Source organism: Paenibacillus ferrarius, from assembly GCF_002027705.1.
Taxonomy (GTDB): Bacteria; Bacillota; Bacilli; order Paenibacillales; family NBRC-103111; genus Paenibacillus_E; species Paenibacillus_E ferrarius.
In genome coordinates this window covers 116,607-140,422 of record NZ_MBTG01000004.1, presented here as the reverse complement: position 1 = coordinate 140,422, position 23,816 = coordinate 116,607, and the positions used below count along the sequence as shown (strand labels likewise).

28 protein-coding genes are annotated in these 23,816 nt (G+C 44.9%); 20 read left to right on the top strand and 8 right to left on the bottom strand.

Annotated elements, in window-relative coordinates; genetic code table 11:
- Nucleotides 1-103: 103 nt before the first annotated feature.
- The 4 genes from BC351_RS05980 to BC351_RS05965 are packed head-to-tail and all read left to right on the top strand — an operon-like array spanning nucleotide 104 to nucleotide 4,359.
- Complete coding sequence (locus BC351_RS05980) at nucleotides 104-1,855, top strand: UbiD family decarboxylase (RefSeq protein ID WP_144028287.1); 1,752 nt, start codon at nucleotides 104-106, stop codon at nucleotides 1,853-1,855.
- The gene (locus tag BC351_RS05975) at nucleotides 1,852-2,808 is read left to right on the top strand and encodes a DMT family transporter (protein ID WP_079409815.1); all 957 of its coding nucleotides are present in this window, start codon (nucleotides 1,852-1,854) and stop codon (nucleotides 2,806-2,808) included. The genes BC351_RS05980 and BC351_RS05975 overlap by 4 nt, the downstream gene beginning before the upstream one ends.
- Before the next feature lie 41 nt (nucleotides 2,809-2,849).
- Nucleotides 2,850-3,560, top strand: a complete 711-nt coding sequence (locus BC351_RS05970; protein ID WP_079409814.1) for a Cthe_2314 family HEPN domain-containing protein — start codon at nucleotides 2,850-2,852, stop codon at nucleotides 3,558-3,560.
- Between the two features lie 7 nt (nucleotides 3,561-3,567).
- Nucleotides 3,568-4,359: an SDR family oxidoreductase gene (locus BC351_RS05965; RefSeq protein ID WP_079409813.1), complete on the top strand. Its 792-nt coding sequence runs from the start codon at nucleotides 3,568-3,570 to the stop codon at nucleotides 4,357-4,359.
- 65 nt (nucleotides 4,360-4,424) lie between these two features.
- Here BC351_RS05965 and BC351_RS05960 read toward each other — a convergent pair whose 3' ends face one another.
- Entirely contained in the window at nucleotides 4,425-4,670 is a 246-nt protein-coding gene (locus BC351_RS05960; protein WP_056829608.1) for a NifU family protein, read from the bottom strand.
- 96 nt (nucleotides 4,671-4,766) lie between these two features.
- Here BC351_RS05960 and BC351_RS05955 point away from each other — a divergent pair, with 96 nt between their 5' ends.
- Nucleotides 4,767-5,021, top strand: a complete 255-nt coding sequence (locus tag BC351_RS05955; RefSeq protein WP_079409812.1) for a YuzB family protein — start codon at nucleotides 4,767-4,769, stop codon at nucleotides 5,019-5,021.
- Nucleotide 5,022: 1 nt separating this feature from the next.
- Here the strand turns inward: BC351_RS05955 and BC351_RS05950 are convergent, their stop codons facing one another.
- Together BC351_RS05950 and mqnE are read right to left on the bottom strand one after the other, a co-directional pair.
- Complete coding sequence (locus tag BC351_RS05950) at nucleotides 5,023-6,087, bottom strand: NAD(P)/FAD-dependent oxidoreductase (RefSeq protein ID WP_079409811.1); 1,065 nt, start codon at nucleotides 6,085-6,087, stop codon at nucleotides 5,023-5,025.
- Between the two features lie 44 nt (nucleotides 6,088-6,131).
- Nucleotides 6,132-7,232: an aminofutalosine synthase MqnE gene (gene mqnE / locus BC351_RS05945; protein ID WP_079409810.1), complete on the bottom strand. Its 1,101-nt coding sequence runs from the start codon at nucleotides 7,230-7,232 to the stop codon at nucleotides 6,132-6,134.
- A 341-nt stretch (nucleotides 7,233-7,573) separates the two neighbouring features.
- On the opposite strand from mqnE, the gene BC351_RS05940 reads away from it, so the two are divergent.
- From BC351_RS05940 to BC351_RS05905, 8 genes are all read left to right on the top strand, one after another.
- Nucleotides 7,574-7,750 carry an aspartyl-phosphate phosphatase Spo0E family protein gene (locus BC351_RS05940; RefSeq protein ID WP_079409809.1) on the top strand — a complete coding sequence of 59 codons (177 nt, stop codon included), beginning with the start codon at nucleotides 7,574-7,576 and terminating at the stop codon, nucleotides 7,748-7,750.
- 147 nt (nucleotides 7,751-7,897) lie between these two features.
- Nucleotides 7,898-8,269 (top strand): iron-sulfur cluster insertion protein ErpA, encoded by a 372-nt coding sequence (gene erpA / locus BC351_RS05935; protein WP_079409808.1) that lies wholly within the window; start codon nucleotides 7,898-7,900, stop codon nucleotides 8,267-8,269.
- Nucleotides 8,270-8,643: 374 nt separating this feature from the next.
- Entirely contained in the window at nucleotides 8,644-9,336 is a 693-nt protein-coding gene (locus BC351_RS05930; protein WP_079409807.1) for a hypothetical protein, read from the top strand.
- Nucleotides 9,337-9,758: 422 nt separating this feature from the next.
- Entirely contained in the window at nucleotides 9,759-10,163 is a 405-nt protein-coding gene (locus BC351_RS05925) for a hypothetical protein (protein WP_079409806.1), read from the top strand.
- A gap of 188 nt (nucleotides 10,164-10,351) precedes the next feature.
- Complete coding sequence (locus BC351_RS05920) at nucleotides 10,352-12,319, top strand: S-layer homology domain-containing protein (protein ID WP_079409805.1); 1,968 nt, start codon at nucleotides 10,352-10,354, stop codon at nucleotides 12,317-12,319.
- Between the two features lie 88 nt (nucleotides 12,320-12,407).
- Entirely contained in the window at nucleotides 12,408-12,863 is a 456-nt protein-coding gene (locus tag BC351_RS05915; protein WP_079409804.1) for an SRPBCC family protein, read from the top strand.
- 120 nt (nucleotides 12,864-12,983) lie between these two features.
- Nucleotides 12,984-13,235: a DUF3953 domain-containing protein gene (locus BC351_RS44265; protein ID WP_079409803.1), complete on the top strand. Its 252-nt coding sequence runs from the start codon at nucleotides 12,984-12,986 to the stop codon at nucleotides 13,233-13,235.
- Between the two features lie 164 nt (nucleotides 13,236-13,399).
- Nucleotides 13,400-14,080: a glycoside hydrolase family 73 protein gene (locus BC351_RS05905; RefSeq protein ID WP_079409802.1), complete on the top strand. Its 681-nt coding sequence runs from the start codon at nucleotides 13,400-13,402 to the stop codon at nucleotides 14,078-14,080.
- A gap of 48 nt (nucleotides 14,081-14,128) precedes the next feature.
- On the opposite strand, the gene BC351_RS05900 is transcribed toward BC351_RS05905, so the two are convergent.
- Entirely contained in the window at nucleotides 14,129-14,290 is a 162-nt protein-coding gene (locus BC351_RS05900; protein WP_079409801.1) for a mechanosensitive ion channel protein MscL, read from the bottom strand.
- A 340-nt stretch (nucleotides 14,291-14,630) separates the two neighbouring features.
- Here BC351_RS05900 and sda point away from each other — a divergent pair, with 340 nt between their 5' ends.
- A complete protein-coding gene (gene sda / locus BC351_RS05895; RefSeq protein WP_079409800.1) occupies nucleotides 14,631-14,786 on the top strand; it encodes a sporulation histidine kinase inhibitor Sda in 156 nt (51 codons plus the stop codon).
- A gap of 18 nt (nucleotides 14,787-14,804) precedes the next feature.
- Here the strand turns inward: sda and BC351_RS41390 are convergent, their stop codons facing one another.
- Both BC351_RS41390 and BC351_RS05890 read right to left on the bottom strand, forming a co-directional pair.
- Nucleotides 14,805-15,053 (bottom strand): hypothetical protein, encoded by a 249-nt coding sequence (locus tag BC351_RS41390; RefSeq protein WP_144028286.1) that lies wholly within the window; start codon nucleotides 15,051-15,053, stop codon nucleotides 14,805-14,807.
- Nucleotides 15,054-15,115: 62 nt separating this feature from the next.
- Complete coding sequence (locus tag BC351_RS05890; RefSeq protein WP_079409799.1) at nucleotides 15,116-16,117, bottom strand: NAD(P)/FAD-dependent oxidoreductase; 1,002 nt, start codon at nucleotides 16,115-16,117, stop codon at nucleotides 15,116-15,118.
- A 419-nt stretch (nucleotides 16,118-16,536) separates the two neighbouring features.
- Between BC351_RS05890 and BC351_RS05885 the strand changes: the two genes are divergently transcribed.
- Both BC351_RS05885 and BC351_RS05880 read left to right on the top strand, forming a co-directional pair.
- A complete protein-coding gene (locus BC351_RS05885; RefSeq protein ID WP_079409798.1) occupies nucleotides 16,537-17,727 on the top strand; it encodes an NAD(P)/FAD-dependent oxidoreductase in 1,191 nt (396 codons plus the stop codon).
- Nucleotides 17,728-17,754: 27 nt separating this feature from the next.
- Complete coding sequence (locus tag BC351_RS05880; RefSeq protein WP_079409797.1) at nucleotides 17,755-18,036, top strand: hypothetical protein; 282 nt, start codon at nucleotides 17,755-17,757, stop codon at nucleotides 18,034-18,036.
- 151 nt (nucleotides 18,037-18,187) lie between these two features.
- On the opposite strand, the gene hemQ is transcribed toward BC351_RS05880, so the two are convergent.
- Nucleotides 18,188-18,934 (bottom strand): hydrogen peroxide-dependent heme synthase, encoded by a 747-nt coding sequence (hemQ, locus tag BC351_RS05875; protein ID WP_079409796.1) that lies wholly within the window; start codon nucleotides 18,932-18,934, stop codon nucleotides 18,188-18,190.
- A 193-nt stretch (nucleotides 18,935-19,127) separates the two neighbouring features.
- Between hemQ and BC351_RS05870 the strand changes: the two genes are divergently transcribed.
- Nucleotides 19,128-19,418: a YuiB family protein gene (locus BC351_RS05870; protein ID WP_079409795.1), complete on the top strand. Its 291-nt coding sequence runs from the start codon at nucleotides 19,128-19,130 to the stop codon at nucleotides 19,416-19,418.
- 39 nt (nucleotides 19,419-19,457) lie between these two features.
- The gene (locus BC351_RS05865; RefSeq protein WP_244208896.1) at nucleotides 19,458-20,375 is read left to right on the top strand and encodes an alpha/beta fold hydrolase; all 918 of its coding nucleotides are present in this window, start codon (nucleotides 19,458-19,460) and stop codon (nucleotides 20,373-20,375) included.
- Nucleotides 20,376-20,587: 212 nt separating this feature from the next.
- Here BC351_RS05865 and BC351_RS05860 read toward each other — a convergent pair whose 3' ends face one another.
- Nucleotides 20,588-21,631 carry a zinc-binding alcohol dehydrogenase family protein gene (locus BC351_RS05860; RefSeq protein ID WP_079409793.1) on the bottom strand — a complete coding sequence of 348 codons (1,044 nt, stop codon included), beginning with the start codon at nucleotides 21,629-21,631 and terminating at the stop codon, nucleotides 20,588-20,590.
- A 129-nt stretch (nucleotides 21,632-21,760) separates the two neighbouring features.
- On the opposite strand from BC351_RS05860, the gene BC351_RS05855 reads away from it, so the two are divergent.
- Entirely contained in the window at nucleotides 21,761-22,126 is a 366-nt protein-coding gene (locus BC351_RS05855) for a winged helix-turn-helix transcriptional regulator (RefSeq protein WP_079409792.1), read from the top strand.
- Between the two features lie 169 nt (nucleotides 22,127-22,295).
- A complete protein-coding gene (locus BC351_RS05850) occupies nucleotides 22,296-23,813 on the top strand; it encodes a replication initiation and membrane attachment family protein (RefSeq protein ID WP_079409791.1) in 1,518 nt (505 codons plus the stop codon).
- Nucleotides 23,814-23,816 lie beyond the last annotated feature (3 nt).

The window sequence follows — 23,816 nt, the reverse complement described above, 5'->3', positions numbered from 1 at the left end:
GGCGCGGCAAGGTGCTTTGGTGGAAAAGGAGGCCTTCTTAAGGAAGGCTATTTCCTTTTCTTTTTCCTTTCTTTTTATTTCAATGATTAAAGGGGGAACATACGTGACACCAACGAATTTACGTGCATTTCTGGATATTTTGCGCCGCGAAAATGAAGTGATCGAAATATCGGCTCCCGTCGATCCGAATCTGGAGCTCGCGGAAATTCATCGTCGCGTCATTGACGAGCAAGGTCCAGCTTTGCTGTTCACGAACGTCAAGGGCAGCTCCTTCCCTGTTGTTTCGAACCTTTTCGGAACGACTCGACGGGTTGATCTTGCATTTGGCCCGAAGCCAGAGCAATTCATGAAAGCGTTTATCAATGCCACAAGCACATTGTTGCCGCCTACCCCGCAAGCACTCTGGGGCGAGAGAGCCTTGATCATGGACCTTCTCAAGGTCGGCACGAAGAAAATACAGCCTAACCAAGCGCCGATTCTCGGCGGCTTTAGACGGGACAACCCGCTCGCCGGCCTGCCGCACCTAACGAGCTGGCAAGAAGACGGCGGCCCGTTCGTCACGCTGCCGCTTGTCTACACCGAGCATCCGGACGGCGGCCATCATAACCTGGGCATGTATCGCATGCAGGTGTATGATGACGTCACGACCGGGATGCACTGGCAGATGCATACAGGCGGCGGCTTCCACTACCACGAAGCCGAGAAGCGGCAGAAGCCGCTGCCCGTCACCGTGTTCCTCGGCGGCCCGCCTGCGCTCATCGCCTCGGCGATTGCGCCGGTGCCCGAGCACTTGCCCGATCTGATGCTCGCTTCGCTCATTCTCGGGCAGAAGCTCCCCATGGTAGAGAATCCCCATGGGGGGCACCGCCTCGTCGCCGAGGCGGAGTTCGCGCTATGCGGCGTCGTTCCGCCGCATACAAGAAGGGCTGGCGCTCATTTCGGGCACTACTCGCTCGCCCATGATTTCCCCATATTCAAGGTGAATCATGTATGGCACCGCAGAGACGCGATCTATCCGGCGACGATCGTCGGCAAACCGCGCCAAGAGGATTACTTTCTTGGCGAATTCTTGCAAAGACTGCTGGAGCCCGCTTTTCCAGTGGCGATGCCCGGGGTCCAACACCTGTGGACGTACGCGGAGACCGGGTTCCACCCGTTAGCCGCTGCCGTCGTCCGCGAGAGCTATAGCCGTGAGGCGCTTGGCACGGCATTCCGGATCTTGGGTGAGGGTCAGCTGTCACTCACCAAATTCTTGATCGTTACAGACAAGCCGACGATCTTGGCCAACTTCAGCGAGCTGCTGGAGACAGTGCTCGAACGATTCAACCCAGGTCGTGATTTGTTCATTTTCAACAAAACATCGCAGGATACGCTTGATTATACAGACGGCCAGCTCAATCACGGCAGCAAAGCTGTGCTTCTCGGCACAGGGGACCCTGTGCGCGAGCTGCCAAGAGCCTACACCGCGGGAGAGCTGCCTGAAATCGAAGATATCGCCGTCTATTGCGGCGGCTGTCTGCTTGTCTCAGGCGCGTCTTACGCGGCGGAGCCGGAACTGCCTCACCGCTTGCTGGCGAATGCGGCAAGCCGGCTCACCGAATGGCCGCTGGTTATACTCGTCGATGATGCCAGCGGCATTGCAAACGACCAAAGCAAGTTCTTGTGGACGGTGTTCACACGCTTTAATCCTGCAAGCGACATGTATGCACAGTCTTGTGTGAATCGTCATCACATCGCCTACGAAGTGCCGATCGTCATTGACGCTCGCATGAAGCCAGGATACCCAGATGAGCTGTTCCCGCGGGAAGACATTGTGGAGCTTGTCGACCGCAGATGGAGAGAATATTTCGTATGAGTCACGAACGGTTACGCTCATTTTATCCGCATGCAGGATTTGTCATCGTCTATATATTGTGGGGGATTAATCTCGCTTCTTTGAAAATCGGAGGGAGAGAATGGGATTCCCTTGTGTTCAACGGGCTCCGCTTCGCAAGTATGATTCCGATCCTCTGGGTCTATACTTACTGCTATTATCGATCGCGCTCGCTGAAGATGCAGATCGCAGGCAAGGATCTCCTTCTTATCTGTGCTCTAGGCGTGCTTAATGCGGTTGGCATGGAAGCTCTATTGCAATATGCGCTGCAGTTCTCCAACTCAGCGAATGGCGCTGTTCTAGGCAGAGGCTTCATGCCAGTGATTACGGTGCTCATTGCTGTACTTGCCCGTCAAGTAAGATTGACCTGGCGTATCTGCGTAGGCATACCCTTAGCGCTTTTTAGCGTGATTGTCATCGTCTCGGGCGGGGCAGAGGGTTTTCATCTGGGGGGAGCAACACTCCGGGGTGACATTTTATTATTGATGAGGAGTGTCATGGGGGCTATTTATTTGATTGGGATGAATCGTCTGGTCCTGAAATATCCGTTGCCGCTGTTGATTTCCTTCGAAATGACAGCAGGCGCTCTTTCCTTGCTTCCTTTCGTACTGATGCGCGCAGACGCTGCTTATTTCGCCTCCATTTCAACAACAGGCTGGATCAGCCTCATCTATACGTCTATTCTGGCAACAGCTGTCGGGTTCTCTTTGCATAATTGGAGTTTATCGAAGCTGGGACCCTTCAAGGCTTCGGCCTATGGGTACTTGCTGCCTGTGACAGCGGCGATTGCCGGGTACTTTTTTCTATACGAATCCATTTCCATATTTCAATGTCTGGGCGGTATCGGTGTGTTGACAGCGATGTATCTGGTACAGCGGGATCGTGCTCAGACAATTAAACGCGCTCAACGCAGCGAACAGACAACGAACCTGTAATCAAGCAAAACGGTCTCTAGATTCTAAAAGGGGGTGCTTACGTGCTGCGAATCTTGTTCAACGAGCCAAAACGAATCGATAGCGGACTTCTTTTGGAAGCCGGCAATGCGGTTAGAGCCTATATGGATTTGCTGGAATCCAAGGAGAGCAACCACTCAGCCGCGGATTATCCCAAGTATCACAGGCAGGCGATCTGGAGCAAAGGCTTTATTGATGCTTTGGATGAGCTGGAGCAGAGCAAATATTGCTGCGAGAAATACGCGGAGCTTATTCATAAAGCATTTTTGGAGGAAATGGAGCCATCAGAAATCGAAGCCTACCATCGTTTCGTTTACTTTTATAAAAATGCGTTCATTCGCTTGTTTTCTATTTTAGATAAATTGGGCACGTTTATGAATGATCTCTTTGAGCTGAAAACAGAGACATTGAAATCGCGGTTTTCATACTTTACTGTGCTGCGCCGGATGCATGAGAAACATATTCACGGCTCCTTGGAAGTTCAGTTGTACAATCTCAAAATGGATCACAAAGCCCCGCTGGATCGCCTTCGCAATCAACGCAATATGGAAATTCACTATATCAATGCGGAGATGCTCGATGATCTTATGCAAAAAGAGCCGTATCCCGGAGATCGGATTCATGTTGAAAATGTCCATTCCAACGTTGCTGATCTTCAGCAGGGATTTGATATGGCATGCCGAACCTTACTTATAGCGTTTACTTATATTACGGCAAATGTAGCAAAGGGGTAAGTTGACCATGGAATTAAGAGGCCGCACGGTTCTTATTACAGGCAGCGCCAAAGGACTCGGCAAAATGACCGCTTTAACCCTGGCTCAGCGGGGCTGTCAGGTGGCTGTCAATTATGTGAACAGCGAAAAGGAAGCCGCCGAGCTCGTTCAGCGCTTGGAAAGCCTGGGCGTTCGCAGTCTGGCCGTGCAAGGGGATGTAGCCAAACGCGAGGACATAGTTCGCATTGTCGAGCAGACCAATTCAGCGCTGGGGCCCATTGATATTCTCGTTAATAATGCGGGGCCCTTCTTTCGCGAGCGGCGGTTTTTCGCCGATTATGGTGTCGATGAAATTGAATATTTGATGCGCGGCAATCTGTTAGGCGTGATGGAGCTGGATCATTTGGTGCTGCCCATGATGCGGGAGAAGCGGTGGGGACGCATTATCCACTTTGGTTTTGGCAAAGCAGCCGAAGCAAGGGGATGGACACATAGAGCCGTGTATGCAGCGGCTAAGGTTGGCTTAGTTTCCTTCACGAAAACTTTGGCGGAAGAAGAAGCCAGCCACGGGATTACCGTTAACATGATCTGTCCGGGCGATATCCGCGGCAAGAACAAAGAACGGACGATGGAAGAAGCACGACTGGAAGTGGATGGCGAAACGCCGGTAGGAAGACCGGGGACGGGCGAAGATGTAGCCCGCGTTATTGATTTTCTATGCTTGCCTGCTTCTGATTTCATCACAGGAAATATTATGGACATATCAGGTGGCTTGGATCCGATACAGCCATTGCCCGTACTTAACCAGCGCAAGAATTAACGCGCACTGCCCATAGCAAAAAGAGCTTACCATAGAGGTAAGCTCTTTCTTATGATATAGTCGTATTAGAATACCTGTACGACTTCGGTTATACCTTCAACTTCTTCAACCAGCGCACGTTCAATACCGGCTTTCAACGTAATTGTTGAGCTCGGGCAGCTTCCGCAGGCACCCATGAGTTTAAGCTTCACAATACCGTCTTCTACATCAACGAGATCAACGTCACCGCCATCGCGTTGTAGAAAAGGACGTAGTTTATCTAAAACCTCAAGGACTTCATCATAAATTACTTCTTTTGTTTTTTCAGTCATTTGATTCATCTCCTTTCTTTTATTATTATATTACAATACTGATTAAATGAAAATGGTTTTCAACTAGAATATCAGTAGTAAGGTGGAATTTTTATTATGAGACCAATTATCGAGTTTTGCGCAAGCAATATGCACCATGGCACGGACAAAGTCATGAAAGCTTTGGAGCTGGATCCTGATTATGACGTTATCGAATACGGCTGCCTGGGCAATTGCGGGCAATGTTATATGGAGCCTTATGCGCTTTTGAACGGAGAAATTGTAGCAGCCGAAAGCGCAGAAGCTCTTCATGAACGCATTGTGCAGAAAATCAAGGAAATCGAAGCGATGTACGATCTTCTTGGGGACTAGCTTACCCGAAGTGGCGCTTGGATTTCCACAGCACACCACTTTTGAGCATTCGGGCAATTTTACCAGTCATTAACGTACGCTTGCCCATGATGCCGAAGCCGCTCTTTTTACCCAACGAACCAAGCGTTCCTCTGAGCTTAATTTTGCCAAGACGTGGTGTATCGCCTTTCCAAATGGCTTGCATGGCTTCCACAATTTGCTTGCCTTGCGCTTGCGCCGCTTGCGCACTTGGAGAGAAGGGCAGTGACGCACAGTCTCCAACAACGTAGACTTCTGGATATTCAGCAATTTGATGATATTCATTGAGCACGATGCGGCCTTGACGATCCTTCGGAACGTTCAAAGCTTCCACAATCGGATTGGGTTGAATGCCGGCTGTCCAGATCGTAGCATCTGTTCGAATAATTTCATCCTGATTGTACAAATCCCCGCCGTCCAGACGAACTAACGAAACTTGTGTGCGAAGCTCAATATGATGCTCCGTCATCCATTCACGCACATATTGCTGCAGATTGCTTGGGAAAGCCGAGAGTAAGCTTGGTCCGCGATCAATCAACCGAATGTTCAGATCAGCACGGCTTTCCCGCAGCTCAGCTGCCATTTCAACACCGCTTAAACCGCCCCCGATAATAGAGACTTGCCCATAAGGCGCGATGTTGTTAATGCGCTGATACGTAGCACGTGTTTGTGCTAATGTCTGAATACTGGAAGAATGCTCAGCAGCACCAATGATGCCATGGTAGCTATCTACACAGCCTAACCCAATAACCAGCCAATCGTAGGAAATCGGTTCTTTATCAGCAAATAAAATTTGTTTGTTGTTCAAGTCAACTGAGGAAACTTCCCCATACGTAAGAAGCAGCCGCGGATCATCCGGATACGCAACTCGAATATGCGTTTCCGCAATCGTGCCTGAGGCAAGCGCGTAATATTCTGTTTTGAGTCCTTGAAAAGGGCTCCGGTCAATCAACTCCAGGATGGTGTCCTCCGGTAAATCCTTTTCCAACATGTTTAAGGCTATGGTCAAACCGCCATAACCTCCTCCGAGAATGACAAACTTTTTCATGCTATCCAATATCCCTTCTGAACGATATCTCTTCTCTAGTATGACTAATAAACTTTGATTTCATTATAAAAGGTGTCGCGTTCAACGGGAACACGTCCTGCGCCTTGAATTAACCAGACAAGCTCATCCCGCGTAAGTCCTTCAGGAGATAACGCGCCGGCTGCATGGGAAATTTTCTCTTTCACAATCGTTCCATGTGCATCGGAAGCTCCGAAAGCGAAGGAAAGCTGGGTTAATTTGACCCCGATATTGATGAAATAAGCCTTAATATGAGGGAAGTTATCTAACATTAACCGGCTGATCGCAATGGTCTTCAGCTCATCCCAAGCGGGAACGCGTCTTTTGAGACCTGCATTTTTACTTGCCGGTTGAATGGAGTTCGGAATAAAGACAAGGAAGCCGTTTGTTTCGTCTTGCAGCTCACGCAGCAACATCATATGACGGATGCGCTCTTCTTTGGTTTCAATGGAACCATACAGCATAGTGGCATGAGTCTTCATTCCAAGAAGGTGAGCATTGCGGTGAACATCAAGCCATTCTTCAGAGGACGCTTTTTCAACATTCATTTTGGTCCGGTAGCGTTCGGTCAGAATTTCAGCTCCGCCGCCGGGAAGCGTGGACAAGCCTGCATCCATAAGCGTTTTGAGGACATCTCGGTAGCTAAGACCGCTGATCCGTGAGAAAAACTCAATTTCGGCCGCGGTGTGCGCTTTAATCGTGACATCGGGATAAGCCCCTTTTAATTGACGAATACAATCGACGTAATATTCAAATGGTAAGTGTGGGTTATGCCCTTGACTAATATGAAACTCTCGAATTTCCGGGTTGAAATTCTCAGCCACATAATCCAACATTTGACTTGGCGTTAACGTGTAGGAGCCTTCTTCCCCTTCATCGCGGCGGAAATGACAAAAAGCGCAATGCTCCTCACATACGTTCGTGAAGTACAAGCTCATGTTTTGTACAAAATAAACCTTATTCCCGTTCAGTCGTGTATTGACCTTGTTCGCTAATTGACCAATTGTCAGTAGATCGTCGGACTCATACAAAAAGAGCCCATCTTCCATGCTAAGACGCTGACCGTTCTCAACCTTCTCAGCAATTTCTGCCATCCGTTTGATCGGGTCTGTGGTGATCACACTCATTCTAACTCCTCCTATGAATACAAAATAAAGCTCATACTGAATGGGCGCATCGAACTTCAGTAAGAATCCAATGCGCCTTGCGGTGTAAGTGGCTCGCATACCTGTCAGCCAGTTCGGTTCAGGAATTCACACCCGTTTGCTTCATAAACGTACAAACCATCTATTCTATTATAAACCTCCGCATTGGGAGGGGCAACATCATGATGATGAAGATAAATTGACAATCTCACAAAAGCGACAAAAAAATCATGTATTTTCTGAAAATGTTATTCCCAATAATACCAAATTCCTGTATACTATTGCAATGTGATTACGTAGGGTTAAAAGGTGAATATAACGTGATGCCATTATTCGTGACCGAACCGCAGGAACGATTGAATATAGAAATTGAGCAGCTGAGAGGACAGATGGTTTCCCTCGGTACGACATACGGTTTTCTGCACCCCGAAGTACAGCAGTGCAGCCGTGAGCTGGATCGATTGCTTTTGCAGTATTATGCGATGCGACCCAAGCAGTAAGTTAATGGCAGTAATGGCTAGTCTAAGCTAAGCTGCTGCCCTTGAGCTATACAGGGATTAGGAGTATACTTGTTAGTAAGCATTACGAAATCTTATGGATAATGCCAGTTTTCTTACAAAGAGAACTTCTAAGGAGGGATTTCCGTTATGATTAACATTAGTGAATCAGCGACTGATAAAATCAAAGAGCTTCTAGCATCTGAAGAATCTTCGAACCTGTTTCTGCGCCTTGGAGTCAAGGCTGGAGGCTGTAGTGGTTTCTCTTACGGCATGGGCTTCGACGATGAGCAGAAGGATGACGATAAAGTATTTGACATACATGGCCTGAAGGTCGTTGTAGATGATGATAGCTCCAAATATCTATACGGTGTGGAAATCGACTACACGGACGCAGGCATGGGCGGCGGCTTCTCCATCAACAATCCGAATGCGGTAGCTTCGTGTGGTTGTGGCTCTTCCTTCAAAGTGAAGGATGAAGAGGGCTTGGTTGAGAAGTGTGACGATAAGGTTGAGGCTTAATTGGGGTTTGGGTGTTTTTAAGTGAATTGAATGAACACAACCATAGAATACGATTCTAGGTTGCTGATTTTGAACCTTCCATGCTTGGTGTGGGAGGTTTTTTTTGTGCTTAAAAAGAAGGAAAGAAGAGTGGACTATCTGCATTCGCCTAATTGTTGCTTTTATTCGGCCTCAAAATCAGTTTGAACGATAAATTCTCAACTATACTATACGTCAGATGGTACAATAGGAATAAAAAGGAAAATAACTCATTTGTTTAATGCAAGTTCTTTTTGCGATTACTTAGTTTTTGGGCGATAACTCATTGGAAAAAAGAGCTATTTATTGCGTTTGTTCAAGCGGAGCACGATTTTATGTTGAGAGTGGGTTGATGGATGAAAATAAGTGTCAACAAAAAGGAGCGCCAAGTAATAAAAGGGTTCGCATTTTTACTGCTAATTCTATTTTCATTAGTTTTTACATTGAATCATCATTTGGGGTATTCGCTCGCTGATTCATGTTTAATCAAACTTGGAATCCCTACTTGGTCAAACGAGTATGAACCAGGTATCAATATCCACTATACGATGTTTATTGGATTACCACTATTTTTGATTGGATATAAATACAGTAGATTCTACCTGAACAATGTGTACCCCTCATTCATGAGACGACTGATTTTCATCGTTATTGCTTTTATCTTTGTATACCCCACAGTTACTGATAAAATGATGTATTTGATAAAATTTAATTCTTCGGGGTTGGATGCCATAACCTATTACCAGAAGAAGAGCAAATGTACCTTTCACTCAAATCCAGAAACCTTAGGTAGTATGTCTTGTAATTTAACGTTAGTGAACTACAGCGGCAAATCTATGGTCATATCAGTTATTCCTAATATCGCAAAGACGAACTATTGGAAAGACATGAAAGAGTCCTTTGAAGGAATTGAACTAGAACCAGTGAGTATACAATTATCACCACGCTCAAAGCTGAACATGGGAATCTATTTCAAATTTAAACAGATAAGTCAGTTTAATGGATCGGGAAGTATTGAAAACGTGGCCCTTGATATTGAGTTTAACTGAATACACATTTCCACACTACGTTATGAAGTGAATAGTTACTAATTACATAATCATAAAACAGCAATTTTATTACATAAGGAGCGATAGGCTATCCATTTAGGGTAGCCCTTTCATTCAGAATCAGGTACATAGCTATACGCACTTTTAAGCTTTCTAATGTCTTATAAACCATTTGATTCATCTGTTTACACCTAACTTGACTGTTTTAGTTATTCCACCATCTAGTGAATTCAAGATGTTTATCTGCATGAGATTTAAAAACTCCTCTTCAAGCTCTTTCCAAGTAGTTCCATATCCTTATATAATGGATCCTATACCAATGTAATCCAGTATTACATAGTTCTAAAGTGCTGTTGTTTGTATAAAAAGGAAAAAATGATGCACTTTTTGTCAATCTTTTATAATTATGAAGAGGTGAGAGAATGTCGTTAGCTAATTCAGCATGCTCAGTTGATGGTTGTGAAAATCAGCCTATCGAGATAGGGCTATGCCAAATCCATTTATCAGAGCAAAAAGAAAAACAAAGTAGAGAGAGAATGAACTTCTATGGGAAGCCAGATTTTGTGAGAAACCCTAAGTCTTCTATGTCTTATGAGAAAAGAAATTTTGCAAGCATAATAGTAAGTATCTTAATAGCTATTGCCTGCATAGAACTTATAGTCGCATTAATTCTTGGCTATTCTGCTGGAAATGAAACGTATAGCAGCAGTTTCAGATGGTCTGCTGCTTTTATTTGGTGGGGGAGCGGTATCACTAGTGCCGCATTTATTTTTGGTTTCTCCCAAATCATTCAGTTGTTACATGAGATCAATAGCAAGATGAAATAAGATTGCAGATGAAAACCTCGAAGTTGGTAGGATGATTCCTATTTTATGTATGCTGCGGTATAGGCTATTTTCCAAAAAGAGGGGATTCATATTTCTTGTCGAATAAATACAACTGCACTAGTCCAAAAGTCACAGCTAATCTTCTAGTAGGACAGTGAAATATCTTCATAGAAAGTAGGAACCTCATTTTGAAAACACTGAGCAAATGGTTATGTGCCCTATTAGTCTTTACTTTAATTTCTTCTACCTCTTTCGTTTATGCTGAAAATGTTCTTCAGAACCAAGCAGTTAACGGGGGTGTAATCAATCAGAACATAATATTCGTGGATGTAAAAAACCACTGGGCCAATGATGCCATCTATGATATGGCGCGAAAAGGAATCATCGGCGGTTATGAGGACTCTTCCTTTAAACCGGAAAAATCGATTACTCGTGAAGAGTTTGCCAAGCTTATCGCGCTAACTTTCTCTCTGAACTTGGAGAATCCGGGGACTCCGTCCTATTCCGATGTAACTCGAGATAAATGGTCTTATTCCTATGTGGAGTCCACTAAGGAGTTTATGACCGGATATTTCCCTCCTAAGGGCATACCTTTCTTCAGTCCGGAAACCAAAGCAACCCGGGAGGATGTTGCCGTCGCTTTAGTGAAGGTACTAGGCTATTCTTCGGCTGATCTTCAAAATGCGGATATCCTTTCACATCAATTTTATGACGCGGCGGATATTTCCTATGGTATTCGGGATTATGTTGCCATCGCGACAGAAAAAAAGTTAATCAGCGGTTACGAGGACGGTACGTTCCGTCCAGAAAATCCAATCACACGTGCTGAGGTAGCGACGCTGCTATACCGCGTAATTAAATCTTCGGCTCAAGATCAGTCAGATGGACCAGAGTTAAAAGTAAGCATGCCTGAAACGACGGAAAATGGCACTTATTATGTTTCCGGTACAACGCATCGTGATGCGAAGGTGTCTATCAATGGAACAGTTATCCCCACAGATAACGGTACTTTTAAAGAAGGCTTTAAACTAAATGAAGAGGGTAAGCAGGATGTGACCATCGTTGCCAAGCTGCCAAGCGGTAAAACGAGGACTGTCAAAAAAAGCATTACCTACAAAACCAGTGGTCCGGTCCTTAAACTTGATGATATTGAAGAAACAGTCAATGTTGACCATATTACAGTGTCTGGAAAGGTCACAGATGTAAATGATGACAAACCTACCGTATATGTAAATGGGAAAAAAGCTTATCTTTCTAGCTACAGCAGTGATTTCTCTGAAGAAGTGAAATTGCAGCAAGGTGAAAATACACTCACGATTAAAGCGAAAAACAAGGCCGATAAAGAGACCGTCATTACCAAAAAAGTGACATTCAGTGTTGATGGAGCAATCCTGAAAGTGAATGCAATCCCAGAGACAACGCAGAAGGATTCTATCACGATTTCGGGGTCCGTTAAAGATATCAATGACAACAATCCAACCGTATACCTTAACGATAAAAAACTGTATGTGTCCAGTTATAACGGGGAATTTTCAGAGGAAGTGAAGCTGGTAGAGGGTGAAAACACACTTACTTTTAAATCGGAAAATAAACTTGGCAAGATTACGACCGTTGTTAGGAAAATAACGCTTAATGTTGGTGGACCTGCAATTACTATCAATACTTTGCCTGAAAAGTCAACGGCTAAAACGGTTACCATTACGGGAACAGTTAAAGATAAAAATGACAACAATCCAACGGTAATGATCAACAATAAGAATGTATACTTGTCTTCTTACAATGGCACTTTTTCCGAGGACTTCAAACTGGAAGAAGGGGAAAATACGTTTACCATTACAGCTTCAAACAATAACGGGAAGACTACCACGATTACCAAAAGAATTATTTTTGAAATCGCGGCACCAGTGATTAAACTTAACTATTATCCAGTAAACACATCGCTTTCTACAGTTACCATTTCGGGTACAGTGACGGATAAGAATGACAACAAGCCAACGATCTTTTTGAATGACCGTAAAATATACGTCACAAGCTATGACGGATCTTTCTCGGAGGATATCAGACTGCAGGTAGGTACTAATCCATTTAAGATCGTTGCTTCTAACAGCTATGGAAAAACAAGCACAGTTACAGGCGTTGTATACTATAATAAGTAACTTCAAAAACGGGTCTCCAATACATTGGTGATCCGTTTTTTTTCATTTATAATAAGACTAAATAAGCATGATTAGAAAGTGAGCCTGTATGCCAATCATCAAAACAGAACTCCACATCCATGCCCCCATCGAAACTTGCTTCGACATGGCTAGAAGCATTGATATCCACGCACAATCAACATCCCAAACTAATGAAAGAGCAGTTGGAGGCGTGACAAGCGGCTTAATTGAATGCGGTCAAACCGTTACCTGGGAGGCCGTTCATTTTGGCGTTAAGCAGCGTCTAACAGCTAAGATAACTGAAATGGACTATCCTCTTCGCTTCGTCGATGAGCAGGTTCGTGGTGCCTTCAAGAGGTTTAGGCATACACATGAGTTCTATACGACAGAGAACGGTACCCAGATGATTGATGTATTTGATTACACCTCGCCTATGGGCTGGTTAGGGAAGCTTGCGGATGTACTTTTCTTACAACGCTACATGAAGGGGTTTCTTATAAAAAGGAACATGTATATTAAGAAAGTTGCTGAGGAATTTAATTAAAATAGGATGAGGTCGAAAAGTTTATTGAGTGCATTCCCAACTAGAAACTGTAATTAATGATATAATGGATGATATGGAATATAAAGGGGTTATAAGAGGTGGAAGTGAGGACTGTTATCTATGTTGAAAAGAATGAACGGATTTCGAGTTGTTAGTTTATTAATAACGATAGGTCTAATTATTAATGCTAGTATGGTCCTGACGAATCCATTTAAAGGCAACAGCAATACGACGGTGCTGCTTATAAGTCTGCTTTTTTTATTTTTAAGTATCTCTGAATATAAAGAAAATAAGAGAAGAATAAGCTTGATAAATTTTATCGTTTTTTTGTTTGCTAGTTTTGTGTATATCTATTCAATCGTTAGACAATAGGTGCTAGTTTTGAGGGATTTTAAGTAATGACAATGGAAAAGGATTCAGTTTAATAAACTGGATGCTTTTTTTGCCTTTTTGTGTCTTTAGATGAACCTTTTAAGCTGGCACAAGAATAGAATACATAGAAAGGAAATGCTAGCAAGCTAGAAGGAGGTGATCACATGGCAACAAGAGAGGCATTTATTGATCTCGTGGCGCCGATTGCAGTGAAGCTGCGCATGGAGGGTTCCGCTATTTATCCATCGGTGCGAATCGCGCAGGCGATTTTGGAGACGGGTGGGAAGGTGAATGCGTGGAATAATCTGGTCGGTTATAAAGTGGGCAGCGGGATACTGACGCCTTATTGGCAAGGTGATCGAGTTTCCGCTGTGACTTGGGAAGTCATCGATGGAACAAGGGTTGATAATGTGCCTGGTGACTTTCGGGCGTACTCTTCGATTGAGTTGGGGTTTCGTGATCAAGATCTCTTTTTTCAGGCGGCCAGGTATGCCGGTGTTCGAGCAGCAAGGGATCCAGGTGAGCAGACGTTAGCACTGCAAAACAGCGGCTATGCTACTGATCCCGCCTATGCAGCTAAGATGAATTCGATTATACAAGCGAACAATTTGACTCGCTATGATGAGGAGGTTACGAATATGCTCGAAGAGCTGCAAGCGCAATTAACTGCACTGCAAAATAGAGTTGCCGCATTAGAGGGGCAAATGGCCTTGGAAGCCATACCGCAATGGGCCGAGGCTGCTGTAGAGGCAGCTGTCAAAGCGGGATTGATCGACACGCCGGACCATGGCAGCTACGATTTTTATCGTTTGTTAACTGTTCTTCATCGGAAAGGAATTGTTTAATGTGATTCCAGCAAAAAAAGGGCCGCTAGTGAAGTTAGGAAGCTAATCCTAATACACCATGCGGCCTTTAATTTTAACATTTTCACCATATTTAACTTTCATAAGTTTGCTTTGCTCCAACATAAAGCTGTAGATCTCTTTCAAGCGATTTTTACGAGGCTTAATCGTTTCTTTAATTTCTCCGTTAACTACGATGTCATAGACGAGCATGTTTGTTTCACTCCTTGTTTTGTCTTTCTACTAGTATTGTATGCGATGAATGTTAAATGACGATTAAAATTTCTTTTCAAATTTGTGAACAACCTTAAGGGAATGTTAAGTGAGGGTAAATAAATTCGGGAAAAGTGATCACTTTTTTTTATCGCATTTGGGGATATCCAGTATGTGCATAACTTTATACACATTATACCCTATGCATTTAAAGAGATTATGAGACATATCAACAATCTACCCACAGGATATGCACAATCTTCTGTGGATAACGGAACGCTTGTTCTAATTTTTCCCCCGTGATAATATAATTACAAATTATAGAATAAAGGTGATTTCAGTGAGACAAATTAGCGACGAAACATTGATCGACTCTTATTACAAAGCACTGGATTTGAGATTGGAATCTGATTTTGTTGACCTATTGCTCGCAGAAATTCAAAGACGGAATTTGAAACTGCATGTTTTGATGAAGGATGAAACACCGCTCAATTAAGATCATGATAAGCAATAGTTAGATCGAAGAGTTGATCTGGATGGTATAACTGTGCGTGCAAGCGGAACATACGACAAGATGGACGCACGCACCCTGTTGGTCGATCTTTGTTCCCACGGATGAGGAAATCTCATCTATCTCCAGATAAGGAGAATAGGGACCGACATAATCACTTAATCTCCCATAATCACTGACAGGCTGCGAGCAGTTAGGACATTCCGTATGCATTTCCTGCAGGCCATTACAGACCGGACATATATAAGACAAAGGGGTATTCCTCCTAATCTGTGGATTAGGAATAGAATACCCCTTTTTATGTAGAAAAATGATTAAAATTTAAGGTTGCTGCTGTGTCCTGGTGAAAGCTTAGCTGTAGGGTCAATATACACTTTGGCGTTGTTAATCGCTGTAGGTGCTTCTCCGAAGCCAACCGCAATCAATTTTAATTTGCCAGGATAGGTTGTGATATCCCCGGCTGCGAAGATACCTGGAATGTTCGTTTCCATTCTGGAATCAACAACGATGGATCCGTTCTCGATCTCAAGTCCCCATTCGGAGATCGGTCCAAGAGAAGACACGAATCCGAAGTTAATGATAACAGCATCCACATCGTGAACGGTTTCTTCACCGGATTTGATGTCTTTGAGCGTGACTTGCTCAATGCGGTCTGTCCCATGAAGCGATGTGATTTCGGTAGGCGTCACAACGTTTACTTTGGAATTCATCAAGTTCTCAACACTGTGCTCATGGGCACGGAATTTATCTCTGCGATGAATAAGGGTTACTTTCTCAGCGATTGGCTCAAGCATCAGAGCCCAGTCAACTGCGGAGTCGCCACCGCCGCTGATCAATACTTTTTGACCTGCGAAAGCATTCAGATCGCTGACGAAGTAGTGCAGGTTCTTCTTCTCGAACTGTGCCGCTTCGGGAAGCTCCAGACGACGTGGTTCGAATGCGCCAACCCCGCCAGTTACGATCACAGCGCGGCTGTAATGCGTGCCCAAGTCTGTCGTAACTTCGAAAAGGCGCTCTTCGCTTTTCACCACTTGGTGGACTTTCTCTTCCAGGCACACTTGGATAGGGAAATGTTTCATTTGGGAGAGCAGGTTGTTAACTAATTCTTGCGCTGTTACTTTCGGAAAGCCGGCAACATCGTAGATGTATTTCTCCGGATATAAGGCTGCAAGTTGTCCGCCGAGCTGCGGCATACTTTCAATAATTTTCACGGATGCTTGACGCATCCCTGCGTAGAAGGAAGCGAACATCCCTGCAGGACCGCCGCCAATTACAATAATGTCTACAATGTCTTGATTTGTCTCTTTCTCGCTCATTTGAATAAACTCCTCCGATTCAGTTCCTTTGATGGTGAGTAAGAATAATTCTCAGTACAGTCACAATCATTATTCCATTATAAACGTCTCTTCTATTGAAGGAAACAGAAAAGTGTGATTTATTTATATATTTCGTTTATATATATGATAAGTTATGCTTACAATGCATGGACAAGCTAGAATGCCCCGTATGCCTTATTTTAAGCCAAAATAGCACTTGATATTTACTAATGAAAATTATATTATATCATGAGAATCAGTTTATCCATCTTGTGACGAATTTCAGCTTGTTTCATCATAATTCGCTGTGAGTGAGTGCAAACTAGAAGCAGTATACAACTTTTGAAGCTGTTTGTGTAATTTTTCACAAAATAGAGAAACCATAGGACTATAAATACGGATATGGAAGTGAGAGAAACATGAGTAGAATACCAAGAATCGTTATTTTAGGCGCCGGTTATGGCGGGATTCTTTCTGCTATTCGTTTGCAAAAAGAATTAAATTACAATGAAGCTGATGTAACACTTGTGAACAAACATGACTACCATTACATTACAACACATCTTCATATGCCTGCGGCTGGGACGGATAATCCTGAAAATGCACGCGTGAACATTTTGAAGTTGATTGATGAATTTAAAGTAGATTTCGTGAAATCAACGGTTACACAAATCCGTCCTCATGAGAAAAAGGTTATTCTTGAAGATGGGACGCTTTCCTACGATTACTTGGTTATCGGACTAGGCGGCGAAGCTGAAACTTTCGGTATTCCGGGGCTTAAAGAGAATGCATTGAACATTCGCAGTATCAATAGCGTTCGTTTCATTCGTGAGCACATTGAGTACCAATTCGCGAAGTACAAGCGTGAACCGGACCGCAAAGATTACCTGACATTCGTCATCGGTGGAGCAGGCTTCACAGGTATCGAGTTCATCGGTGAACTTGCTGACCGTATTCCGCAGCTTTGCAAAGAGTTCGACGTAGATCCTTCCTTGGTGAAGATTTATAATATTGAAGCAGCTCCAACTGCATTGCCAGGTTTTGATCCTGAGCTGGTTGAATATGCAATGAAAGTGCTAACAGATAAAGGCATCACTTTCAAAATCGGTACCGCCATCAAAGAATGTACGCCTGAAGGTGTGCTGATTGCTGGCGACGAGTTCATCAAAGCAGCAACAGTGGTATGGACAGGCGGAATCCGCGGCAACCATATGCTGGATGAAGCAGGTTTCGAAACGATGCGCGGCCGCATTAAAGTTGACGAGCATCTGCGTGCTCCGCAATTCGACAATATCTATGTTGTAGGCGACTGTTCCATCGTGATGAACGATGAAGGCAGACCATTCCCTCCAACGGCCCAAATCGCCATGCAGCAAGGCGAAGCTGTTGCGCATAACTTGATTGCTTCCATTCGCGGTTCGCAAATGAAAACATTTAAGTTCTCCAACAAAGGTACGGTGGCTTCCCTTGGTAAAGGTCAAGCGATCGGTATCGTAGGCTCCCGGAAATTGAAAGGTAACGTTGCAGCCATGATGAAAAAAGTGGTTGATATGAGATACCTGTACATTATCGGCGGCATTCCGCTCGTAATTCGCAAAGGGCGTTTCTAGGAATCTTCAAGCAACGGGGGAATAGCCATGCGGCACTGCAGTGTCCAAGTAAGAGGACTTCTTACCCGGGATGAACTGGATCGTTACAATGCTCTGATCGAGGTTGGTCATTTTCTGGAGTCTGAGAAACGATATGACCATGTAGCTGTTGTCCAGAAAGAAATTGATATTCTAATTCTTCCTGCTATCGAACGATTGAAGGAGAAAGGTCGTCAGCGTGACCGCGATACCGAGGCGTATCTGGCCCGCAAAGCGCAAATGGAAGCTGAATTAGAGGCTGCCCTGCGGGACGACGAGGATGAAGATTAAGGATTTGCAATTAGGAAGCATCGCTCGGGATCAAGCGGTGTTTCTTTTTTTTGCCATGTAAACTCGTGGTGGTTGTTTATCGGCTTGCATTAATGTCCACAATGTGAAAAAAGAGCGACAGACCAAAGGTCCATCACTCTTTATTTAATAATTATACTTGGATTAATTGTGCGAATTTCTCAGGTGTAAGCAGATTGCCTACGTAGAAATCGCCGAATTCGCCAAAACGTGCGCTCACTTCGTCAAAACGCATTTCATACACGAGCTTCTTGAAATGAAGCGGGTCTTCCGAGAAGAGGGTAACGCCCCATTCCCAATCATCCAAGCCAACAGAACCCGTGATAATTTGTTTCACTTTACCAGCGTATGTACGTCCGATCATGCCATGGCTGCGCATCATCGTTTTGCGATCATCAGCAGGGAGCATGTACCAGTTGTCATTGCCATCGCGGCGTTTGTTCATCGGATAGAAGCAGATATGCTTCGCTTTGGGCAGAATCGGCTTCAAGCGTGCTTGCAATTCTGGATCTTCAGCCGGATCAACGCCCGGTTTAGCCAAGTAGCTGCTTAATTCTACAATAGATACATAGGAATAGACCGGAATTGTGAATGCAGCGAAGCTGGATTTGTTAAAAGCATTTTCCAGATCATTCAGCTCTTCCAGCGTTTCACGCAGTTGCATGAAAACAAAATCAGCTTTTTGACCAACGATGCTATAAACGGCCGTGCTGCCGAGTTTATCGTTTTCCACTTGCTGCCATTGGGACAGGAAAGTGTTAAGTTCTTCTGTTGCGTGTTTACGCTCCTGCGGGGTTGCAGCATGCCATGCGTTCCAGTCGATTAGACGGAAATCATGGAGCGCATACCAGCCTTCCAGCGTTTGTACGGCTTCACTCATGAGTGTTCCTCCATTCAAGGCTAATATCCCCTACATTGTATCCAATTCATGGGGAAAGGGCAAATGAACAAAGGGTGAAATGTGAAATGTTCAATTTGTGTACACTTTACCTGTATCCATTCGTGGATTACAATTATAAGGACAATTAAGAAGAGAAAGAATGAGTTTTTGATAAGTTAAGGGGGAGCATACTGTGCTGCAAATGGTCATCGCCACTGTCTTGATGATGGTGTTATTTTTTGGAATCGGTTTTATTTTGAATATGTTGATGAAAACAACCTGGTTTCCGCTGTATGCATTCATTGCTCTGGTTATCGGTGTTGTGATTTATGGATCAATTGGATCTGGATCGGCTTCTTTCCTTTCCAGCGGAGAGAGTTTCACAATTGTAGACATCGTACCGGCAATCGGTGGTTTGGCAGGCGCAATCCTGAGTGGATCGGCGATTAAAGCGCTGCGAATCCGAGGTTTCAAAATGTTTTAATGTCATAAAAGCAGGCAGAGTTGGTCACGCTAAGGTGGATTGATCGAAATTGATCTAACGGAGGAGACTACTTTGCCTTTTGCCTATGTGAATGGGACGATCCTGCATTATGAAATGACGGGAACCGGAACGCCTATCGTCTTTATTCATCCGCCATTATTAACCTCGCAGGCTTTCGCCTATCAAAAGAATCAACTATCCGAACATTACCAAGTGATTACCTTCGATATTCGAGGACATGGGGCCAGCCAATCCTCTGAGCGAACGCTCGATTATGCGCTTATCACGGAGGATATTCGTCAATTGATGGATTACATCGGGATCGAGAAAGCATTCCTCTGCGGTTATTCTACTGGTGGTTCTGTGCTGCTTGAAGCATTGCTCTCTTATCCGGAACGTTTCCTAGGGGGAATTGTGGTTAGCGGAATGTCAGAATTGACAGATTCTTATAACAGAAGCCGGGTTTGGCTTGCTTCGAGAATGGCAGGCTCTGAGCTGCTGCTGAAGTTGTTGAAAAAGGCAGTCTTTTATGGAAATGCGGATAACGAAGCGACCTATCGGCATCTGTACGAGAGTGCTCTCAGCGATGCTTCTGACAATGTGCAGTCTTTTTTTGAGCAGTCCCTTACATACTCTTGCACGAAGCGGTTGCACAGGATTCAGCATCCAATTCTTTTGATCTATGGTCAAAAGGATGCTATTTTTCATCGCTATGCGATGCTGCTTCACAAGGAATTGCCGCATAGTTCGCTTTATTTCTTGAAGGAAACGAAGCACCAAATTCCCTTTAAGCAGGCTCCCAAGATGAATGATTTGATTCACCTATGGATAGATAGCTTGGAAGATGAGCAATCGGAACGGGCACAGCTTGATTTATCGATAGCCCAAAAGTTGAACCCTGCGATGTATGGGCAGGAAACGAAGGAAGACCAGCCGTCTGCTGAATACACGAATTAGTCAAATTGCTCCTGTTGAGCAGCCCAAAGAACCCCGAATCCCATGTTTCATGGAACGAGGTTCTTTTTTGACCACAATAGAAAGTATAAGTTTTCGGTTCCCGAAAACGTCTTTCTATTTGGCGATAAAACCTACCTCTATACGCGGCCGCTCATCTTTGTATGGCCTCGATAGAGGTTTTCTCATTATTGGAAGGGTTGGAATAGTGCCATCTACAGTTCCTCAGGGGCAGTTAAAACAATCTTTCCGACGGTTCGTCCTGCTTCAATGCGGGCATGTGCTTGCCGCAAGCTTGCAGCGTCAATTGGCGTTAATGTCTCCGCTAAGGTGGTGCGCAGGATTCCTGTATCGACGAATCGCGCGACTTCATTTAGCAGTTTGTGCTGTTCGATCATATCATCGGTTTGGAACATGGAACGGGTGAACATGAATTCCCAAACGAATGTGACGCTTTTATTTTTAAGCAAAGTTAAGTCCAGCAGTTGGTCTGTTTCAACAATGGAGCAAATTTGGCCCTGAGGCGCAATGGCTTCAGCCATGTTCTGCCAGTGCTGCTTCATACTGTTTAGACAGAAGATATAGTCAACATTCGGCAAGCCGATTGCGTTCAATTGAGGAACGAAGGAATCGTTATGGGTGATAATCTGATCGGCTCCCATCTCCTTGACCCAAGCAGCCGATTCAGGGCGGGAAGCTGTGCCAATGACAGTTAATCCGGCATATTTGGCGAGCTGCACGGCAATTGAACCTACCCCTCCGGCAGCGCCTATGATCAAGATTGTTTTGCCTGTATTATTTTCTTGATTGCGGGACAAGCCCAGCCTGTCAAACAATGCTTCCCAAGCGGTGATCGCTGTGAGCGGAAGCGCCGCTGCCTCAGCGAAGTTCAGAGCTGCCGGTTTGAATCCGACAATGCGTTCATCCACGAGATGAAATTCGCTGTTTCCGCCTGGGCGAGTAATACTGCCTGCATAATAAACTTCATCGCCTGGCTGAAATAATGTGCAATCCGGGCCGGTTTGCTCCACGACGCCTGCAACGTCCCACCCGAGAATTCTAGGGGAGGTTTCCTTCTTAGCTTTGGGAGCGCGAACTTTGACGTCGACGGGATTTACGGAAATTGCTTTGACTTTGACCAGCAAATCCTTGCCAGTTGGCACTGGCTTCCCAATCACGACATCTAGCAAACTTTCCGGATGCTCGGCATCTAAATATTGATAAAGCCCTACTGCTTTCATCGTTTCTTGTGTACCCATAATCCTATCACCTCATAATCGATAATTGCTTCTACGGTTGTTAGTTTACTTTATATATTCTAAAATAGTAAGTAAGCACAATCATGTGATGTAGTATCAATTTGTATACTGTAAAAGGGGTTGAATGCCATGCGTGATCGCAAAAGAGGGTACGGTGACGATCCCAATAAAGAAGCCTGCCCCGTTGAATACACCTTGGATGTTATCGGGGGTAAATGGAAAGGCATTCTATTATTTCATTTGATTGACGGGACCAAAAGATTCAACGAATTCAAAAGAATCTGTCCATCCATCACACAGCGAATGCTGACCCTGCAGCTGCGGGAGTTGGAGGAGGACGGTGTTGTCCATCGTGAGGTGTACACGCAAGTTCCCCCGAAGGTGGAGTACTCGTTGACCGAATTTGGGCGAACGCTGGTCCCGATTATTTTGCTCATGAAAGAATGGGGAAACAGTTACAAAAACAAGAAGGATTGCGCGGTTAAAGGAAGTTAAAGGGATTTCTCATCATTTAGCCAACTGAGAGGTTGGTTTTTTCATTTTAGGTAATATTATCTTTTCTCTGGTAGATACCAAGCGTGTCGATTTTTGTGGTAGACTAGTAGAGAGAAACCGAAAGCTTTCATAGCTGTAATTGGTTGAGGCAGGATGGTGCTGTAACGGGATGCGAATGACGAATATGCTGCATTTCACCGAAAATCACAGGTTCTGTGTGAACCGTGACTTTTCTTTGAGCAGTTTGGATTATAAAATGTTAGCGATGATGTATCAGCCGATGATAGGCGGACTTGCGATTAGTCTCTATCAAGCTCTCTATCAGCAGATGAGTGCAGAAAAAGTCGGATTTTCGTCGCTCGAGCAGCAGCGCAAATTGTTTTTGCTGCTTGAGCTTGAGCAAGGAGAGCGCGGCCGCAAGTATTTGATCGAACAATCCTCCAAGCTGGAGGCCATCGGCCTTTTGCAAACGACCCGCAAGTTTCTGCCAGGTGAAGAAGACTATGTCTTCGTTTACACGTTATTTCAACCTTTGAGTCCTAATGAATTTTTCCGCAATCAGCATTTGACGCTGCTGCTGCGGGATAAGGTTGGCAAATTCATGCTGCTTTCCTTACGGGAAGAGCTGCTGTCGCCGGAGCCGGAAGAGTGCCAGGATGCCAGTGAGGAGAACTTGTCGGTACCGTTCTATGATTTGTTCCGTCTTAACACGCAAGTGGTTGATTATGAGTTGGAGCAAGCATTGTACGAAGCCTCTGCGAGCAAGCAGGGAGACGCCCGAATGGACGTTACGACCAAGGGCTTCCTGTATGCGGATATTATTATGAGATTCCCTCGGGGAGCGAGTAATCGAGTTTTTGTTGAGGCGCTCAAGCACAAGCCGGATCAGATGGCGGCCATTAATATTGTGGCGAAGAAATATAATTTATCTTTGCAGGAGACCTGTCGGTTGCTTGACGAGGATGGCGTGTTTGCTGAAGATGGCGAGCTGCAAATGGATTTGATGCAATACAATGCGAATTTATTCTATCGCCAGAGCAAGAAACGCGATGAGGATCGCGAGCGTACGTTAGCACGTACAGAAGAAAGGTCGCAAAGCGGCGAATCGGATATTTCCCAAGATACGGCGGGCGACAAGTCCGTAGAAATGGCGTACTATTTGGAGGTGCCACAGCAGCTGCGAGGCGAATGCACCGATCATCAGTACAATTACATTATGCGAAACGAGCCGTATACGGCAGTCTTGAAAATGTTCTTTACTCAGGGCTCCATTCCTGACGGCGTACTTAACATATTTGAGAAAATTGATCTCAACTACAAATTGAAAGAAGAAGTAATTAATGTTTTGATTCACTTCTTGCACATAGATCGCCGCTCATGGGCGAAATCTTCCATTGAAGCTGTTGCATCCGATATGCTGGGCAAGCAAATCAGTACATACGAGAATGCAGTTGAGTATGTGCGCGAGAAGATCAGCTATAAGCAGAAGGCCGCTTCCAAGGTGGAAGCCGCCAAAGCGGGCGGCTCTGTCACCAGAGGCCGTCAAGGCAAAACGCAGAAGCCGCACATTCCGATTGTGGTGCCGGATGCCGGCGCCGCGGCCTCATCAAGGCTGACCGAAGAAGAGCTGGAGGCGGCGCGCAGGATGGCGCAGAAGCTGGATGAGCGCTTCAATCGGAAGAGCTAGCCG

Excerpts from the sequence above, each read along its gene's own strand:
- BC351_RS05975 (WP_079409815.1), top strand. The coding sequence starts at position 1,852 with ATGAGTCACGAACGGTTACGCTCATTTTATCCGCATGCAGGATTTGTC.
- BC351_RS05965 (WP_079409813.1), top strand. The coding sequence starts at position 3,568 with ATGGAATTAAGAGGCCGCACGGTTCTTATTACAGGCAGCGCCAAAGGA.
- BC351_RS05960 (WP_056829608.1), bottom strand. The coding sequence starts at position 4,670 with ATGACTGAAAAAACAAAAGAAGTAATTTATGATGAAGTCCTTGAGGTT.
- BC351_RS05955 (WP_079409812.1), top strand. The coding sequence starts at position 4,767 with ATGAGACCAATTATCGAGTTTTGCGCAAGCAATATGCACCATGGCACG.
- BC351_RS05950 (WP_079409811.1), bottom strand. The coding sequence starts at position 6,087 with ATGAAAAAGTTTGTCATTCTCGGAGGAGGTTATGGCGGTTTGACCATA.
- mqnE (WP_079409810.1), bottom strand. The coding sequence starts at position 7,232 with ATGAGTGTGATCACCACAGACCCGATCAAACGGATGGCAGAAATTGCT.
- BC351_RS05940 (WP_079409809.1), top strand. The coding sequence starts at position 7,574 with ATGCCATTATTCGTGACCGAACCGCAGGAACGATTGAATATAGAAATT.
- erpA (WP_079409808.1), top strand. The coding sequence starts at position 7,898 with ATGATTAACATTAGTGAATCAGCGACTGATAAAATCAAAGAGCTTCTA.
- BC351_RS05930 (WP_079409807.1), top strand. The coding sequence starts at position 8,644 with ATGAAAATAAGTGTCAACAAAAAGGAGCGCCAAGTAATAAAAGGGTTC.
- BC351_RS05925 (WP_079409806.1), top strand. The coding sequence starts at position 9,759 with ATGTCGTTAGCTAATTCAGCATGCTCAGTTGATGGTTGTGAAAATCAG.
- BC351_RS05915 (WP_079409804.1), top strand. The coding sequence starts at position 12,408 with ATGCCAATCATCAAAACAGAACTCCACATCCATGCCCCCATCGAAACT.
- BC351_RS44265 (WP_079409803.1), top strand. The coding sequence starts at position 12,984 with ATGTTGAAAAGAATGAACGGATTTCGAGTTGTTAGTTTATTAATAACG.
- BC351_RS05905 (WP_079409802.1), top strand. The coding sequence starts at position 13,400 with ATGGCAACAAGAGAGGCATTTATTGATCTCGTGGCGCCGATTGCAGTG.
- BC351_RS05900 (WP_079409801.1), bottom strand. The coding sequence starts at position 14,290 with ATGCTCGTCTATGACATCGTAGTTAACGGAGAAATTAAAGAAACGATT.
- BC351_RS05890 (WP_079409799.1), bottom strand. The coding sequence starts at position 16,117 with ATGAGCGAGAAAGAGACAAATCAAGACATTGTAGACATTATTGTAATT.
- BC351_RS05885 (WP_079409798.1), top strand. The coding sequence starts at position 16,537 with ATGAGTAGAATACCAAGAATCGTTATTTTAGGCGCCGGTTATGGCGGG.
- BC351_RS05880 (WP_079409797.1), top strand. The coding sequence starts at position 17,755 with ATGCGGCACTGCAGTGTCCAAGTAAGAGGACTTCTTACCCGGGATGAA.
- hemQ (WP_079409796.1), bottom strand. The coding sequence starts at position 18,934 with ATGAGTGAAGCCGTACAAACGCTGGAAGGCTGGTATGCGCTCCATGAT.
- BC351_RS05860 (WP_079409793.1), bottom strand. The coding sequence starts at position 21,631 with ATGGGTACACAAGAAACGATGAAAGCAGTAGGGCTTTATCAATATTTA.
- BC351_RS05855 (WP_079409792.1), top strand. The coding sequence starts at position 21,761 with ATGCGTGATCGCAAAAGAGGGTACGGTGACGATCCCAATAAAGAAGCC.
- BC351_RS05850 (WP_079409791.1), top strand. The coding sequence starts at position 22,296 with ATGCGAATGACGAATATGCTGCATTTCACCGAAAATCACAGGTTCTGT.